Genomic DNA, 15436 nt, shown 5'->3' on the forward strand with positions numbered 1-15436 from the left:
GATGTCCACCGTTGCCCACGAGGGCTACTTCACCAGCATGTACCAGATGATGAAGAGCATCCTCATCGGGATGCGCATCACGATCAAGTACTGCTTCAGCCCGGTCGTCACCATCCAGTACCCCTTTGAGCGCATCAGTTTCGCCCCGCGCTACCGCGGCATTCACGAGTTCGAAGCGGAAAAGTGCATCGCCTGCGACATGTGCGCCAAGGCCTGCCCCGTGGACTGCATCTACATCGACAAGTCCGCCCCCCGCAAGATCGACAAGAAGACGGGCACGGCCACGGGCGGCGACCTGCTCCGCTACGCCATCGACTATCAGAAGTGCATGTTCTGCGGCCTGTGCACCGAGCCCTGCCCCACGGATTGCATCCACATGGGCAAGAACCACGACCTGTCCGCCTACTCGCGCGACGACATGATCGTCGAGTTCGCCGAACTCGACAAAAAGGGCCTTCGCACGCCGATGCCTCTCTGGATGGAGCGCAACGCCCCCACCATCCCCTGGGTGGCCAGCGAGAAGGCGCGGCTTGAGCGCGGCGAGATCGCCACCACCGAGGCGGACATCCCCGAGCTTTAAACAGCCCCTCCCGACCGACCCGGCGCCGCCGCGCTTTTTCCTGCGCTCCGGCCGGGGGCCGCGCCGAGCGGGAAGCGGCGGCGGCAAAAATCAGCGAAAAGCGCGCGCTTTGCGCACAGACCGGCCCGCGGGTCCATCCGGAAACCTGTGCGACTAAGGACTTGCATCCCAGCCTTGAAGGTGGTAGCCTTTCGTCCGCAAACGGGGTGGGTGCTTCGGTCGCAGCGCCGTCCCGTGTTGAGGAGAAGAGTTGGAGATCACGACCCGGGTCAGGGTCGCGATCGGTTTTCGCCGTTGCCTCGCAGCAAAGAGTTCGGTCCGCGTCCAGTCGCTTTCGACGGGCGAACCTGACGGGACCACCACTGAAGGGACATCAGCCACTATGAATCAGCAGAGCACCCCCCACTGGCTTCGTCTGTGCACGCTTGGCCTTTCGATGTTCGTCGGGTCCACCGCGCTGGCGACCCCGCCGCAGCCGACTGCCGATGAACTGTTTACCGAAGGCAGCAACCTGTACCTGCAGGATCGCGTGCTCGAAGCAAGGGAACTGCTGCTTCGCGTCGATCTCACGCAACTCGAACGCGCCAAGCGCCAGCAGTTGCTCGCCACCATTGATGAGATCGACAATCGCCTGCGCCAGATGCCCGAGTCGGAACTGCGCCTGATGAAGGCGCAACTCGCGATGTCGAGCCAGGACTACCGCACCGCCACGTCGCACCTCGAAGCCATCCGCAAACTCGACTCGGCCTCGGTCGAGCAGAAGTCCCAGGCGGCGGCCATGCTCGGCGACGTCAAGACCGCGCAGGAGCAACTCGCGCCGCGAATCACCATGGTGCTGCAGAAGGCGATGTCCGACTTCGACGCGGGCAACTACGGCCAGGCCAAGGCCGGCCTCAACTTCGTGTACAACTCCGGCGTGCAGCTCGATCTCGATCAGCAGACCGACCTGAGCCGCTACATCGCCGATCTGACTTCGCTCGAAGCGCAGCGCGGCCGGTTCACTACGCCGGTCGTCAACGCCGGCGTCATGCAGGACCAGCCGCCCGAGGAACCCGCGACCGAGCCGCAGGAGCCCGCCGAAGAACCGGTTCAGGAGCCGGCGCAGGATGACAACCGCACCGATGATCTGATCTACCAGGCGCAGCAGGCGCAGGCGAAGATCAATCTCGATCAGGCCCAGCAGGCGTACGCCGCCGGCAACTACGCCGCCGCCGAAGAACTCTTCAAGCGCGTGCTCGCCGTGCAGCCCGACAACGAGGCGGCCAGACAGGGCCTGCAGAACGCCCAGGACATGCTCAATCAGGGCGGGCCGCTGCGCGACGTGACGCAGACGACGAAGATTCAGCACGATCAGTTGATCGCCGAGTTCAACAACCTGATGGAGCAGGCGCGGCAGGCGCTGGCCCAGGGCGATTTCTCGATGGCCAACAGCCTCGTCACCCAGGCCAAGATCCGCGTCGACGAAGGCCGGGCCGTGCTTGCCAGCCAAGAGCGCGAAGACCTGCGCAACCGCGCCCTCGATCTGGCCCAGAACATCGAAACGGCCCGCCGCGAAACGGAGCTGCGCGATATTCAGGAGACGGCACTGGAGGCCCAGATAGCCCAACAGGAAAATCAGCGCCGCATCGAAATGGAGCGCCAGCAGAAGATCGCCGAGCGCCTGCTCTCGATTCGCAAGCTGCAGGCGGCCCAGCGCTACGACGAAGCGCTGCTCGAAGTCCGCACGCTGCTCTTCGAGGATCCGGGCAACCCTGCCGGCCTCATCCTCCGCGACACGCTCGAAGACCTGCGCAACCTGCGCCGCTGGGATGAACTGAACCGCGACCAGGCGATTCGCTCGTCGACCAATTCACTCAACCTGCTCGAAGCAACGCTCATCTCCAACGACATCGTCGAATATCCGCTGGACTGGCCGGCGCTGAGCCTCCGCCGTAGCGACTTTGCGTACAACGACAGCGAGGCCGACCGCCGGGTCTACAACGCCCTGGCGCGGCAGCGGGCCAACGTCGAGTTCCGCGGCACGCCGGTCGGCGACGTCATCGACTGGATCGAGCAGGTGGCCAACATCAACGTGGACGTCGATTGGAAATCGCTCGAGCAGAACTTCATCGACCGCAATATGCCCATCAACCTGCGCCTCAACGATCAGGTGAACCTGCAGGTGGTGCTCGAGCGCACGCTGGCCCAACTCGGTGACGCCTCCACCCAGCCGCGCTACGACGTGCGCGACGGCATTCTGACGATCTCGACGAAGGAAAAACTCGCCGCCAACCCGATCACGCACCTCTACCCGATTGGCGATCTGCTCGTCAACGTCCCACACTTCGACAATGCCAAGAGTTTCGATCTCGAATCCAAACTTGAAAAGCGGAACCAGCGTGACCAGGGCCTCAAGGCGGCTCTGTTCGGCTCGGACGAAGTCGAGAAGTACGACCGCGGCCGGGACAAGCGCGAGGAACTGCTCGAAAAGATCCGCGAAGTCATCACGACCACGGTGGACAGCGGTTCGTGGCAGATCAACGGCGGCGACGTCGGCACGATCCAGTCCATCGACTCGAACCTGATCATCAAGACCACCGCCTCGAATCACCGGCAGATTTCCGATCTGCTCACCAAACTCCGCGAGATCCGGTCGATCCAGATCAACGTCGATTCGCGCTTCCTCATCGTCAACGAAGACTACTTCGAGCAGGTCGGCATCGACCTGGACATCTACTTCGGCGGCGATGAGTACAACCAGGCGTCGAAAATCGATCCGAATCTGTACCCCATCGACATGTTCCGAAGTCTGCAGACCGGCAACCTGTCGCCGTTCCCGCAGCGGCAGTTCGGAAGCCTGAACTTTGTGCCGACGGGTGAAATCAACAACGGCCGCGAAACCATTGAGATCCAGTTCGGGCCCATTCAGAATCTCCCTCGCTCCACGTGGTCGCCGTCGGCTGCTCAGAACAACACGCTGGACATTGCGCGCAGCATCTTCAACCCCGGCGGCGACAGCATGGCGGCCGACGTCATCGCCGGCAATCCGGCGTTCAGCTACGGCATCTCCTTCCTCAACGACCTGCAGGTGGACCTGCTCATTCAGGCGACCCAGGCCGACCGGCGCAACATTCAGTTGACTTCGCCCAAACTGACCTTCTTCAACGGCCAGCGAGCCTTCGTGCAGGTGACGACCAGCCGCTTCTTCGTCTCCGACCTGCAGCCGGTGGTCGGCGACTCGTCGGCGGGTCTCGATCCGGACCTGACGGCCGCCAACGAAGGCGTGGTGCTCGACGTCGAGGGCACCGTGTCGGCGGACCGCCGCTATGTGACGCTGACCGTCCTGACGAGCCTGGCCGACATCGTGGACATCACCAATACCTCCATTCCGATCGTGGTCGGCGGCCAGGTGCTCAACTCGGGCGATCCGAACGACGTGCTGTCGCAGACGGGTCAGTTGCAGTCGCCCATCACCCAGGTGTCGGCGGTCAACACCACCGTCAGCGTGCCTGATCGCGGCACGATCCTGCTCGGTGGGCAGTCGATCCGCAACGACATCCAGGTGGAAACCGGCGTGCCGGTACTGTCCAAGATTCCCATCATCAACCGCTTCTTCACCAACCGCATCGACTCGGTGGAGGAGAAGACGCTGCTCATCCTGCTCAAGCCGACGATCATCATCCAGCAGGAGAACGAAGAACTGCTCTATCCCGGTCTGCAGGACCAGCTTGGCGGGTTCAGCAACTCCTTCTGACGCCGGGCGGATTACTGAGATCGCATTCGGGCGGCGGGTTTCCCGCCGCCCGATTCTATTGGGCCGACGCTTTCGCGCCGCGTCTTGACTACGCTTTGCCGCCGGCCCTACGCTGGAGCCCCGCAACGACAGGAGCACCCGTCCGATGAGCGCACCGGAATCGCGTTTACGCATTAGGAAACAGGACCAGATTACCATCGTCGAGTTCGTCGATCGGAACATCCTCGATGAAGGCAACATTGCGCAGATCGGCGAGGAAATCGGCGCCATCGTCAATGAGGACCCGAACCCCAAACTGCTCATCAGTTTCGCCAACGTCGATCACCTGTCCTCCGCCGCGCTGGGCGCCCTCATCACGATCAACAGCAAGATCAAGAGCAAAGACGGGCAGTTGCGCCTCGCCGATATCAACGACCAGATCATCGAGGTGTTCCGGATCACGCGCCTCGATCGGCTGTTTCAGATCCAGCCCACGGCGCGCGAAGCCCTGGCGAGTTTCAGCTGAGGCCGCCCGACGAGCCTCCGGTCCCCAGCCAGAGAGGTCGCGCCGTCAATGGCCAACACGCAGCAAGCCACAGAAGGCCGCGATCCGCCGGGCGCCCAGGTGTTTGCCGTCGGCCATGAGCGGGCGGAGACTGAGAGCGTCTGCGAGCGCGTGCTGGAGGCCATGACCACCGGCGGCTATCACGAAGCGGCTCGGTTCGCCTTGAGGCTGGCGTGGGAAGAAGCAATCAGCAACGCGATCCACCACGGCAATCACAACCGCCCCGATGGTCGAATCGAGGTGGCCTTCCACGTCGATCCGCAGCGCGTGTACCTGCGCATCACCGACGAAGGTGAGGGGTTTGACCCGCAAGCGGTGATCGACCCGACGCTGGATGAAAACCTTGAATGCACCAGCGGCCGTGGCCTGCTGCTCATGCGCGCGTACATGACGCGCGTGGAATACGAACCGCCGGGCAGCACGGTGCGGCTGGTGCTCGAGAATCCGTGAGCCTGAGCCCGCGCGTCAGGACTGAATGGAGATGAACTCGGCGACGGACGCCAGATCGGGCGCGATCTGCGGCCGGTACTGGAGTTGCCAGGTGGCGCCGACTTGGGGGTGCACAAACTTGGGCGGGCTCTGGCGCACAGCCCAGTCGCGGCCGCCGCGCTGGTGAACCTTGGTCGTGCGCTCGCGGGCCAGCCGGGCATCGTCGAGAACTGACTGGATCCGGCGGTCCATGCGCATGAGCCGACGGAGGGTGTCGATGTCGTCCGGCCGGGTCGGCGCCTTCGTGATGCTCAGGGTGATCTGCGATCCGGGCTTGGGTGCGTTGGGCATGGTCGGGAATCCTGGGCCGGTCATTTCGGGCCAAAGCGGGCTTGATCGTGCGAGACGCGGAGTTTAGCCGCCCGGGCGGACGGGTCCACATCCAGAGCCCCCGGCGGGGCCGGAAGGCACAAAATCGGCTGTCTGCATCAATCTTGGGGGATTCAGTTGACAATCAGGGGTTTTTTGAGTTATGCTTGAAGCGTCAGGCGTCCGGTGATTGGGCGGATCAGCCGATGCGGCACCCGACTCCCGGGTGGGCAGTGGCTGCTTTGCCCCGAGTATGTTCGAATTTCCGCAGCCGTCCGGCTGGTCGGTGCAATGCCTGCCTGCTGAGACATCAAGTGCTGCGGAGTTTCCCTGTGCCCGTCTCGCTGGTGGTAAAACATCGGCGAGGCGGTTTTTTTGGCGGAAGGCTCGCCGGACACATCGGCTCGCGCGCGGCCTGCGAAGATGCGGCGCCCGAAACCGGGCCTCACTCCACGCCGGCGACGCGCTCAACCTCATCCACCGAAGTGATGCCGTCGGCCACGAGTTGGTACCCGGCCTGCGCCAGGGTCGTGAACATCGTCAGCTGGAGCGCCTCGCGGATGTCGGCAATCGTCGCACGCTTGAGGATAATGTCGCGCAAATCGTCGGTCATGACGAGCAACTCAAACAGCGCCCGCCGTCCGGCGTAGCCCGTCTCGAAGCAGCGCGAACAGCCCACGGGGTAGTAGATCTGGCTCACGCCCTCGACAAAGCGGCCCATGCGCAGCGTCTGCTGGGGCGTCGGCCGGCGCTCCGAGCGGCACACCGGGCACAACTGCCGGATCAGCCGCTGGGCCAGAATGAGATTGAGGCTTGATGCGACGAGGTATGGCTCGACGCCCAGGTCGAGCAGGCGGAAGATCGTGCCGATCGAATCCTTGGCGTGCAGCGTCGAGAGCAGCAGGTGTCCGGTCATCGCGGCCTGCATGGCGATCGCGGCCGTCTCCTGGTCGCGGACTTCGCCGAGCAGAATGACATCCGGATCCTGTCGCAGCACCGATCGCAGCAGCATGCCAAAGGTGTTGCCCTTGTGCTGGTCGATGGGGATCTGCGTCACGCCTTCGAGGTGATACTCGACGGGATCTTCGATGGTGATGACGTTGCGCTGCCGGGCGTCGATCTCGCGCAACACGGCGTAGAGCGTGGTGGTCTTGCCCGAGCCGGTGGGACCGCAGGCCAGCAGCATGCCCGAATCCTGCCGGCTGATGCGCTTGACCTTCTCAGCCATCCAGCCGGGCAGGTTGAGGTCGGTAATGAACTGCGGCGCGTTGGCGAGATCGAGGATGCGCAGGACCAGCTTCTGGCCGAACATCGAGGGAGTGAAACTCACACGATAGTCGATGCGGCGACCATCGAGCCGGCTGGAAAAGTGCCCTTCCTGAACGATGAGTCGCTGGGCAATATCAATGTCGCTGAGCACCTTGACGACTCCGACGAGCTTGGCGGCCATTGCTTTGGGCAGCGTGACGGCGTCCACCATCGTGCCGTCCACGCGCAGGCGGCAGAGGAAGTCGTCGGTGCGCGGCTCGACGTGCAGATCGGTCGCGGCGACCTGCTCGGCGGCCAGCAGCAGCAGGCGCAACAGGTTCACGCCGCCGCGGCTGTTGGTCTCGGCCTCTCCTTTGCGCGCCGCCTTGCGCTCAGGCTCCTGATCCGCGGCACGAAGCAACCGACCGGAAGCGCCGATGAACTCGACGTCGCGGCGATCGGCCTCCGGCCGATGCGCACTGCGCGCCAGGTCGCGCAGGACGCTCTCGTAGGCTCGATTGTCGGGGCCCTCAGGCGGCGCCGCCAGACCGGCGAGCAGCGCGTTGTAGTCGATCTCTTCGCCTCCGCCCAGCAGCGCCACGCGCTCCTGCGGCTCGCCGCCGCTCGTGGGCCGGTGCAGTTTCGGCGAGCGGCGGATGCTTTCGATCTCGCGCTCGGCGTCGGGAAGGTCAAGCACCTCGGTGTCAGGATCGACGAAGCGAAATCGCGTCTTGCCGATGCGCACGACATCGCCGCTGCGCAGAGCGGCGCGTTGCATCGCCCGTTCGTTGACTTTGGTGCCGTTGCGCGAGTCGAGGTCGCGGACGACGTACCCGCTGTCGCCGGGCTCGATAACGCAATGGAACCGGCTCGCGCGGTCGTCGTCGATGGGAACGACGTTGTCGGGATGCCGGCCGATGGTGATCGCCCGCCCGTCGAAGTTGAGGCGACGGCTCTCGCCGTCCACATCGATTTCGAGATAAGGCGTCGACATGCGGGTGGATCCGTCCTGAACCGGCGCGCGTGCGCGCCAGCAGTCTACGCTCCCGCGAGCCCGGATGGTAGAAGGAAGCCCTCCCCTATCCGAAGAGGACGATCATAAGCAGCACGAGAAAGCCATTATGCACAGCGTGCGCGGTCATGCAGGCGATCAGCGAGCCGCGCCGCCAGATGCGGATAAGTGCAAAGGCGATCGCCAGCGACATCAGGGCGGGAATGGCCAGCCAGCCCTGCGGGTGTATGGCGGCGAAAATAAACGCCATGACGAGAATGCCGGCGGCCAGGCCGATGGTGCGGGCCGCCCCGCCCAGCAGGGCGCCGCGGAACATGATCTCCTCAAAGAGCGGCGCGAAGCCGGCCGCGAGCAACAGCACGCCGAGACGGGCATAGAGCGGTCCATGGGCGATCCACTGCACGACGGGGTGCGGCGCCACGGGGCCCTCGGCATCAAGGTCCCACCCGAATTGCCTCGCCAGAGAGACGTACAGCGTCATGACGCCGATGGTCACAAGCACTCCCACGAAGAAGACCGGCGATGCGGCGACGTAGCCGATGATTCCCGCCCCGATCTCCCGCCACACGCCGCGCCCGCGCGTCAGGCCCAGATCGCTGGCCACTTCCCGCGCCGAGCGGTGCCGAACAAACGGCCACGCCACGCCGGCTATAGATGCAAAAGCCAGCAGCGCCATGCTCAGCGCGATCGAATCGGCCGCCCCGGGAATGAGGCCGACGCCCACCGGCAGTATGAACGCGAGCAGCAGGTAGGCGGCAACGGCTTCAAGGTAGATCGCCGGAGGCGCGTGCATCTGGTGCATGACGATGCGAAGTTCGCCATATCGAATGACATGAGTGACGAGTTTCCAGAAGAACAGCACGCTGCCGGCGAGCAGCAGGAGCACGGCGCCGAAAAACACGCCGACGCCGATCCACATCACGCGAAAGGCCTCGTGTTCGGCGGCGATGCGATGCGGATGTTGCGAGCCTGCGCTGTGCGCGAGCAGCAGATCGCCGAACCACCCGAGGTGATCGATCACCATCTGCCGCTGGCGCGGATCGAGTTGATCCGGATCGCGCAGAGCGGTCTTGACTGCTTCGTGCAGAAGTTCGGCGTCGCCGCCCAGCGCTGCCGCCTGGTCGTCGTACGTCTGGACGAAGGAGAGGATCCCTTCGCGATCGGGCGAATCGTGCGGCTCCATCCCCGCCAGAAGCGCTGCGACGCGCCAGGCCATTCCCAGCGGCTGAGCCAGCGTCATGAACGTTCGGGCCTGGACCAGGCCCGAATCCCCGCCGAGCGCATCTGCCGCGTAGAGCACCTTGGCCTGCATTTCGAACAAGGCGTCGCCGGCGAGCGGGTCCGCTGCGGGAGGGTTCGATCGCTCCAGTTGGGCCAGCCCGAACAGTCCGACGACGGCCACGAGGATGGCAATCCACCCGGCGGCTACGGAGGGCCTAGGACCTCTCCATTCATGGCGGGCCGCCGCCGCGGCCATCCAGGGGTTGGAGCCGTCCGGCGAAGCGTCGGGGCGGGTTTCAGCGGACTCGGGCACGGAGCCAATGGTACCCCATCCGCCCCGGGAGGACGGGAGGCGGGATGCCCTTCGCGCTGCGGCGGGCTCGTGCCAAGCCGTTGACGGTGCGGGCGGAAGCGCTATGCTTCCCGTCTCACCGTTTCGGGCTCCCGGGCCCCGGACGGCAGGCTTTCTGCACCCAAGGATCAGTCTTATGCCACGGCAAACGTACATCGCCAAGACGGGCGAGATCAAGACCAACTGGCACCACGTCGATGCCGACGGACAGGTGCTCGGCCGGCTGGCGGCGCGGCTCGCCACGGTCCTGCAGGGCAAGCACAAGCCCGGCTACACGGCTCACATCGACTCGGGCGACTACATCGTCGTGACCAACGCCGAGAAGATCGTTCTCACCGGCCGCAAGGCTGAGCAGCGCCTCCGCACCGACTACTCCGGGTACCCCGGCGGGCTGCGCGTGCGCAACTACGGCGAACTCATCCGTACGCAACCCGAATCGGTCGTCGAGCGGGCCGTGAAGCGCATGCTTCCCAAGGGCCGGCTCGGTCGCCGCATGGCCAAGAAGTTGAAGGTCTATCGCGGCCCGGAACACCCCCACCATGCACAACAGCCGGCCGCCATGTCCATCTGAGCGACGGCGTTTCACCACTCATAGAGCGCATCAACATGACTCAAACGACCACAGGTCTTGGCATCCCTTCGACAGCCGCCCCGGCGCCCGCGCCGCAAGTCGTCACCTTCAAGCATGGCCCCGAAGCGCAGAAGTTCGGCTGGTGGTGGGGCACCGGACGGCGCAAGACCGCCATCGCCCGCGTGCGCATCCGCCCCGGCGACGGCACGTTCAAGGTGAACGGGCGCGATGTGAACGAGTACTTCACCGAAGAGCGGGATCGCGGCGACGTGGTCGCGCCGCTCAAGTCCACGGACATGCTCGGCAAACTTGAAGTGCAGGTAACCACCAAGGGCGGCGGATACATGGGACAGGCCGGCGCCATCCGCCTCGGCCTCGCCCGCGCCCTGCGCGTCTACGACGCCAACGTCGAGCCGATCCTCCGCGAGAATAACTACCTCACGCGCGACCCGCGCGAGGTTGAACGCAAGAAATACGGTCAGGCCGGCGCTCGCCGACGATTCCAGTTCTCCAAGCGCTGAATCACGGACAGCACCCGACTGCATCCAACACCGGCGATCCGGGGCCCACGCCTCGGATCGCTGTGCTTTTCTACGGCGTTCTGGTCCACTCGCCGTGCGCGAGGCGCTCGCCGAGGTATTGTGCGTATTCAACCGCCGGTCTCGGCGCAGGGCCGTCGGCATCTGTGCGGCGGGCAACCTCGAACTGCAGCACGCACCACTGCATCACGCGGCGCTGACCGGAGTCGATCCCACTCGTCTGGATGCTTCTGGCAGCCGCCAGCAGCGGCGCGAGGGCGCGTGGCGCATCGGACGTCTGGCCGGCCGGCACTTGCGCGAGTGCGTCCGCGATCACGGCGCCCGCGCTCTGTCGCCGAGCCTCTTCGACAGCCCGCACGAATGAGGTGCCCCCCTGCGATAATGCCAGGGCGCGCTCAACGGCGGATTCGAGGCGCCGCCGCTGGGCGCCCACGAAGCCGGCGGGCAGCAGCGCATCGCCTCGCCGGTTGAGCGCGTGCTCGACCTCCTCAGATGAAGCGAGTCGGCGCCACAGTTCCACGAGTCGAAACACATCTCGCCACGACTCGAGTTCTTCGGATGCGCTCGACTCGGCGCTGCCGGCGATGAGTTCCGCCGCACGCAGCCGCCGCACGGAATCGAGCCGCGCCAGGGCCCCGCGCCGCGAGTCTCCGACGATCTCACTGATTGGCGTGGCGCTGGAGCGCCAGTCAGCCTCGCCCGGCAGGTCGTGATGGCGCGTATCGAATCGAACCAGCAACTCGGCGGCCTGAGTGAAGCGATCCCGGGCGAGCGGATCCTCAATCTGCCTCGCATCCTGCAGGAGGTGCGGCCACAGCGCCGCCGTCGCCCGGCGGTCGTACTCGGCGAGGCGCTCGACGGCGCCGGGCAGGTCCAGCAGCACCTGCTGCAGTTCCGTGTTGCGGCGGTGCTGACCGATCAGCGTGGCCCAGTTCGGATCGCTTGCAGGGCCGTCGAACGTTCCACTGGCGAGCAGTTCGCCCATTCGACGCTCGATGGCGTCGCTCTGGCGGTCGAGCGCAGCGCTGGCCGCTCGAAGTTCTCGCTGCGTCGGAGCGCTTTGCTGCCGGCGCCGGCTGAGCATCGCATCCAGAGCGCTGATGAGCAGCGGCCACGGGCGCTCGCGCCCCGTAAGCAGCGCATCGTTCATCCACCGCAGCAGCGCCTCGCGGTGTGCGTCCAGCCGCGGACGATCGGCCGGTCCAAGCCCGAGCAGCGCATCCATCCGGCGCACGCACTGCTCGATGCAGACGATCCGGCTGTCAATCTGCACGCGCCCGTCCCGCGGGTGAACCAGCAGTTCGACGCACTGCGCCAGTGCATGCTGGCGGTTCTGCTTCCAGACGGCGCCAATCCATGCCGTCTGGTCGAGGTGCTCGACGATCTCGACGAACCCGATGCAGGAGTCAAGAGCGGCGTTGGCGGCGAGGCGAGACTCAACCTGTTCGCTCAACAACCTGAGCCGGATCAACTCGTCGTGCACCGATGCAAGATCCGCATCGCCGGCGGCGATCGCTTCGGCGTGCGCAAAGCGCTCGCCGGCGCCGACGCCAGCCGGCAGCCAGCCCGAGTCGGCCATCGTCAGCACGCCGATCAATGATTCGAGAACGCGGGCGCACTCGGCCGGGGAGACCGGCCGGTGAGCGGAAGCGAACGGCCCGGCCGCGGCCTGCACGGCCTGGTCAATCGCATCGGCAGATTCCCACATCGCCCAGCCGCGGAGCACGAGATCGGCACTGGCGAGCGGATCTGGCTGATCCAGCAATACGGCTGCGACTTCACGCCACTGCGCCCTGGCGAGCCGCGCCGACGCCTCCGGCTCGGGCGATGAATCCGCGCGAGACCGCCACTGGGCCGCCTCCTCGCGCAGACGGCGCGCCTGCAACCGGCTGATGGTCAGTTCTGCTGCGGCGGGCGCCTCCGGATCGCCCAGCCGCAACGTCTGAGCATGAGTTATGCTCTCGACTGACGCCGCAAGTGCGGCGCTGATGAGCAGCAGCCAAAGCGTCAGCGGCCTTGACCGTGGGTGGTTCATGGGTGCCTGACGGCTGACAGGCTCTCGAGCGCGAGCATCAGCGCCTGCGTGCCGCCGCGGGCGTGTCCTTGCGCTCGCACTGACTGATACAACTGCTCGGCCAGCGCCAGGCCGGGCAGCGCGAGGTTCATCCGTCTCGCTTCGCCCAGCGCGATTCCCATGTCCTTGAGAAAGTGCTCGACGTAGAAGCCCGGTGCAAAATCGCGGTGCGCGATGCGCGGCCCGAGGTTGTTGATCGACCACGACCCGGCCGCCCCACTGCCGACCGCCTCGATCACGCGCAACGGATCAAGGCCTGCGCCGTGCGCATAGATGAGGCCCTCGCACACGCCGATCATCATCGTGGCGATGAGGATCTGATTGACCATCTTCGTGTGCTGTCCCGCGCCCGGCCCGCCCATGAGCGTGATCTTCTTTCCGAGGTGTTCGAGCATCGGCCGCAACGACTCGAGCGCCGCCGCGTCGCCGCCGAGCATGATCGACAGCGTGCCGCCCTTCGCGCCGACGTCGCCTCCAGAGACGGGAGCGTCCAGCGCCGCGACGCCGCGGCCCGCCGCTTCGCGCCAAATGCGCTGCGCGAGATCAGGGCTGCTCGTGGTGAAGTCGATGAGGATGCGAGGAGGCTGCGACGCCGCGAGAACGCCCGTTTCGCCGAGGATCACTTCCTCCACGTCGTGCGGGTAGCCGACGATCATGGCGGCGACATCGGCGCCGTGCGCCGCTTGCGCTGGCGTCTCCGCCCACTGAGCGCCGCGATCGAGCAGCGGCTGCGCCTTCGCGCGCGTGCGGTTGAAAACGCGAAGCCGGAATCCCGCATCCAGCAGCCGCCCCGCCATCGACGCGCCCATGACGCCTGTGCCGATCCAGCCGATCGTTCGCACGCCTCCGTTTTCGCTCATGACGGCACCGCCTGCCTGGAGTCGAGCAGCCAGCCGAGCACGGCGTTGCAGTCGGAGAGATCGGTCATGATCGTCGTCGCTCCCGCCTGCCTCAGTTGGGCCTCGGTGCAGCCGCCCGTGCACACGGCCAGGCATCGGCAGTTGTGAGCCGCGGCGCAGGCGACGTCATGGATTGTGTCGCCGACGATGACGACCTGTTCGAATTCGATGTCCCGGCTGAAGGTATCGACGTAGCGCTGGCGCGCGACGGGCGGGAGGTCGTTTCGCGTCGGGCCGTCATCGCCCCACGCGCAGATGCGAAACTGTCGTGAATCGAAGCCGACCGAATCGACTTTCAGCCTCCCGTTGGGCTCCCAGTTGCCCGTGAGCAGGCCGATGGTCACTCCCGGGGCCTTGCCGAGCCTCTCGACGAGTTCGAGCGTGCCGGGAAGCGATCGCACGTTATGGCGGCCCGACTCGATCCTGCGCCGCAAGTGACGGTGGCACGCGTCGCGAAATGTGGCGTCGATCTCCGGCGTGAGTTCGAGTCCGCTGAGTTCCATGAATCGGCCGAAGATCCAGGGATCGAGCCTGCCGGAAAGGTCGAACCGGTGGTCCAGAAAGCGGTCGCCGAACAGTTCACGGCCGGCGTCGATGAAGGCGGCGCGGCCGGTGCCGTCGCCGTGATAGAGCGTCCCGTCTATGTCAAAAAGCACAAGCATGGCAGAGGGTATGCCGGCCGCGCGCGCGGCGTTACGCATCGAGGGCCGCGCTTTGGGCCGGCCAAGCCGAGGCGCGATCCATGCAGCGGCGCATGAAGTCGTCGATCGTCGCCTGGTAGCGGCGGGCGTCGGTCTGGTGGAGATTCAGATGCCCTGCCGCCGGGATGATCACAAACTCCGACTCCGGCGCCGCCTGCGCGACCTCCAGCGCCGAATTCAGCGGGCACACCGGGTCATCGGCGCCGTGCAATACCAGCAGCGGGCACCTGAGTTGGCGGGCGAACTGGGCTCGCTCCGAGTTGCGCAGGCCGCGGATGAGCACGCACAAAGCGCGGTGCACGATGTTCAGGATGGGGAAGGACGGCAGGCCATTGACCGTCAGCAGCGCGTGCACGGGCTCGCGGGTCCAACGGTACGGGCCGTCGGCTATCACTCCAATCACGCGGGTTCGCTGAGCATCGCGGGCCGCGGCGCAGATCGACACCCCCGCGCCCATCGAATAGCCGTAGAGGATGAAGGGTCGCTCGGGGCCGACGCGATCCATGAGCATGATCAGGTCGTCGATTTCCGCCGTGCCCAGTTGAGCGATGCCCGGCCCGGCCTCGCCGTGGCCGCGCATGTCCCAGATGATGATGCGCGAGGCGCGCCCTTGGACGAAGCCGAGCCGTTGCAACGACTCGCGCCGCGACCCCCCCCAGCAGTGCGACAGAATGACCACCGGCCCGGCCGGCTGCCCCGGGTTTACGACCTCCCAGACGGGCAGGCGAACGCCGTCCCGGGTTTCGAGCGTCCATTCGGTGAACTCATGACCGGCGTCGGCTGGATCGAGATACCAGCCGCGCGCCGCGGCCGCCCCCGCCCCAACCCGTGGCGGGTGGGTCAGGGCCCAGCCGAGCACGGCGGCCAAAAGGACAATCAGCACGCCCAGCCCGATGAGCAGGAGAACGGCCAGTCGCAATAGAGATTCTGCGGTTTCCATCCTGCTCCGGCTGCACGGGCTGGGCCACTGCTCTCAGGCCCGGACTCGGCCCGTTTTTGCGGCGGATTCACCCGAAAAACAATCGTCCGGATTACCGCCGAACCGGGCGCCAAAAGTCGATTTCTACCGCCTATTTTCCTATCATATGGGTGGCCCGGAGGCCCTTCCCGGCAGCGGCTCCTGGCCGGCTGCCCAAGCGCATGACGCAACCGCCTCACTTCACG

The 15436-nt window shown here is 65.8% G+C and carries 13 protein-coding genes; 6 read left to right on the forward strand and 7 right to left on the reverse strand.

All coding sequences use genetic code 11. The annotated features are described in order from the left end of the window. Position 1: 1 nt before the first annotated feature. From IT430_12135 to IT430_12150, 4 genes are all read left to right on the forward strand, one after another. A complete protein-coding gene (locus tag IT430_12135; GenBank protein MCC6908685.1) occupies positions 2–580 on the forward strand; it encodes an NADH-quinone oxidoreductase subunit I in 579 nt (192 codons plus the stop codon). 382 nt (positions 581–962) lie between these two features. Then, entirely contained in the window at positions 963–4313 is a 3351-nt protein-coding gene (locus tag IT430_12140) for a hypothetical protein (GenBank protein MCC6908686.1), read from the forward strand. A gap of 145 nt (positions 4314–4458) precedes the next feature. Beyond that, complete coding sequence (locus IT430_12145; GenBank protein ID MCC6908687.1) at positions 4459–4818, forward strand: STAS domain-containing protein; 360 nt, start codon at positions 4459–4461, stop codon at positions 4816–4818. A gap of 48 nt (positions 4819–4866) precedes the next feature. Beyond that, a complete protein-coding gene (locus tag IT430_12150) occupies positions 4867–5307 on the forward strand; it encodes an ATP-binding protein (protein ID MCC6908688.1) in 441 nt (146 codons plus the stop codon). Between the two features lie 15 nt (positions 5308–5322). Here IT430_12150 and IT430_12155 read toward each other — a convergent pair whose 3' ends face one another. The 3 genes from IT430_12155 to IT430_12165 form a co-directional block, all read right to left on the reverse strand. After that, on the reverse strand, positions 5323–5637 hold the full coding sequence (locus tag IT430_12155) for a hypothetical protein (protein MCC6908689.1): 315 nt from the start codon (positions 5635–5637) through the stop codon (positions 5323–5325). A 463-nt stretch (positions 5638–6100) separates the two neighbouring features. Beyond that, a complete protein-coding gene (tadA, locus tag IT430_12160; GenBank protein ID MCC6908690.1) occupies positions 6101–7897 on the reverse strand; it encodes a Flp pilus assembly complex ATPase component TadA in 1797 nt (598 codons plus the stop codon). Positions 7898–7982: 85 nt separating this feature from the next. After that, a complete protein-coding gene (locus IT430_12165) occupies positions 7983–9317 on the reverse strand; it encodes a CPBP family intramembrane metalloprotease (GenBank protein MCC6908691.1) in 1335 nt (444 codons plus the stop codon). Positions 9318–9624: 307 nt separating this feature from the next. On the opposite strand from IT430_12165, the gene rplM reads away from it, so the two are divergent. Both rplM and rpsI read left to right on the forward strand, forming a co-directional pair. Beyond that, on the forward strand, positions 9625–10059 hold the full coding sequence (rplM, locus tag IT430_12170) for a 50S ribosomal protein L13 (GenBank protein ID MCC6908692.1): 435 nt from the start codon (positions 9625–9627) through the stop codon (positions 10057–10059). Positions 10060–10094: 35 nt separating this feature from the next. Beyond that, the gene (gene rpsI / locus IT430_12175; GenBank protein MCC6908693.1) at positions 10095–10580 is read left to right on the forward strand and encodes a 30S ribosomal protein S9; all 486 of its coding nucleotides are present in this window, start codon (positions 10095–10097) and stop codon (positions 10578–10580) included. A gap of 70 nt (positions 10581–10650) precedes the next feature. Here the strand turns inward: rpsI and IT430_12180 are convergent, their stop codons facing one another. The 4 genes from IT430_12180 to IT430_12195 are packed head-to-tail and all read right to left on the reverse strand — an operon-like array spanning position 10651 to position 15191. Continuing rightward, on the reverse strand, positions 10651–12633 hold the full coding sequence (locus IT430_12180) for a hypothetical protein (GenBank protein MCC6908694.1): 1983 nt from the start codon (positions 12631–12633) through the stop codon (positions 10651–10653). Then, entirely contained in the window at positions 12630–13514 is an 885-nt protein-coding gene (locus IT430_12185) for an NAD(P)-dependent oxidoreductase (GenBank protein MCC6908695.1), read from the reverse strand. Before IT430_12185 ends, IT430_12180 begins: the two co-directional genes overlap by 4 nt. Before the next feature lie 14 nt (positions 13515–13528). Then, positions 13529–14233, reverse strand: a complete 705-nt coding sequence (locus IT430_12190; protein ID MCC6908696.1) for a haloacid dehalogenase-like hydrolase — start codon at positions 14231–14233, stop codon at positions 13529–13531. A gap of 31 nt (positions 14234–14264) precedes the next feature. Then, a complete protein-coding gene (locus IT430_12195) occupies positions 14265–15191 on the reverse strand; it encodes an alpha/beta fold hydrolase (protein MCC6908697.1) in 927 nt (308 codons plus the stop codon). Positions 15192–15436: the final 245 nt, after the last annotated feature.

This window comes from Phycisphaerales bacterium (genome assembly GCA_020852515.1).
Lineage (GTDB): Bacteria > Planctomycetota > Phycisphaerae > Phycisphaerales > UBA5793 > UBA5793.

Excerpts from the sequence above, each read along its gene's own strand:
- IT430_12135 (MCC6908685.1), top strand. The coding sequence starts at position 2 with ATGTCCACCGTTGCCCACGAGGGCTACTTCACCAGCATGTACCAGATG.
- IT430_12140 (MCC6908686.1), top strand. The coding sequence starts at position 963 with ATGAATCAGCAGAGCACCCCCCACTGGCTTCGTCTGTGCACGCTTGGC.
- IT430_12145 (MCC6908687.1), top strand. The coding sequence starts at position 4,459 with ATGAGCGCACCGGAATCGCGTTTACGCATTAGGAAACAGGACCAGATT.
- IT430_12150 (MCC6908688.1), top strand. The coding sequence starts at position 4,867 with ATGGCCAACACGCAGCAAGCCACAGAAGGCCGCGATCCGCCGGGCGCC.
- IT430_12155 (MCC6908689.1), bottom strand. The coding sequence starts at position 5,637 with ATGCCCAACGCACCCAAGCCCGGATCGCAGATCACCCTGAGCATCACG.
- tadA (MCC6908690.1), bottom strand. The coding sequence starts at position 7,897 with ATGTCGACGCCTTATCTCGAAATCGATGTGGACGGCGAGAGCCGTCGC.
- rplM (MCC6908692.1), top strand. The coding sequence starts at position 9,625 with ATGCCACGGCAAACGTACATCGCCAAGACGGGCGAGATCAAGACCAAC.
- rpsI (MCC6908693.1), top strand. The coding sequence starts at position 10,095 with ATGACTCAAACGACCACAGGTCTTGGCATCCCTTCGACAGCCGCCCCG.
- IT430_12180 (MCC6908694.1), bottom strand. The coding sequence starts at position 12,633 with ATGAACCACCCACGGTCAAGGCCGCTGACGCTTTGGCTGCTGCTCATC.
- IT430_12190 (MCC6908696.1), bottom strand. The coding sequence starts at position 14,233 with ATGCTTGTGCTTTTTGACATAGACGGGACGCTCTATCACGGCGACGGC.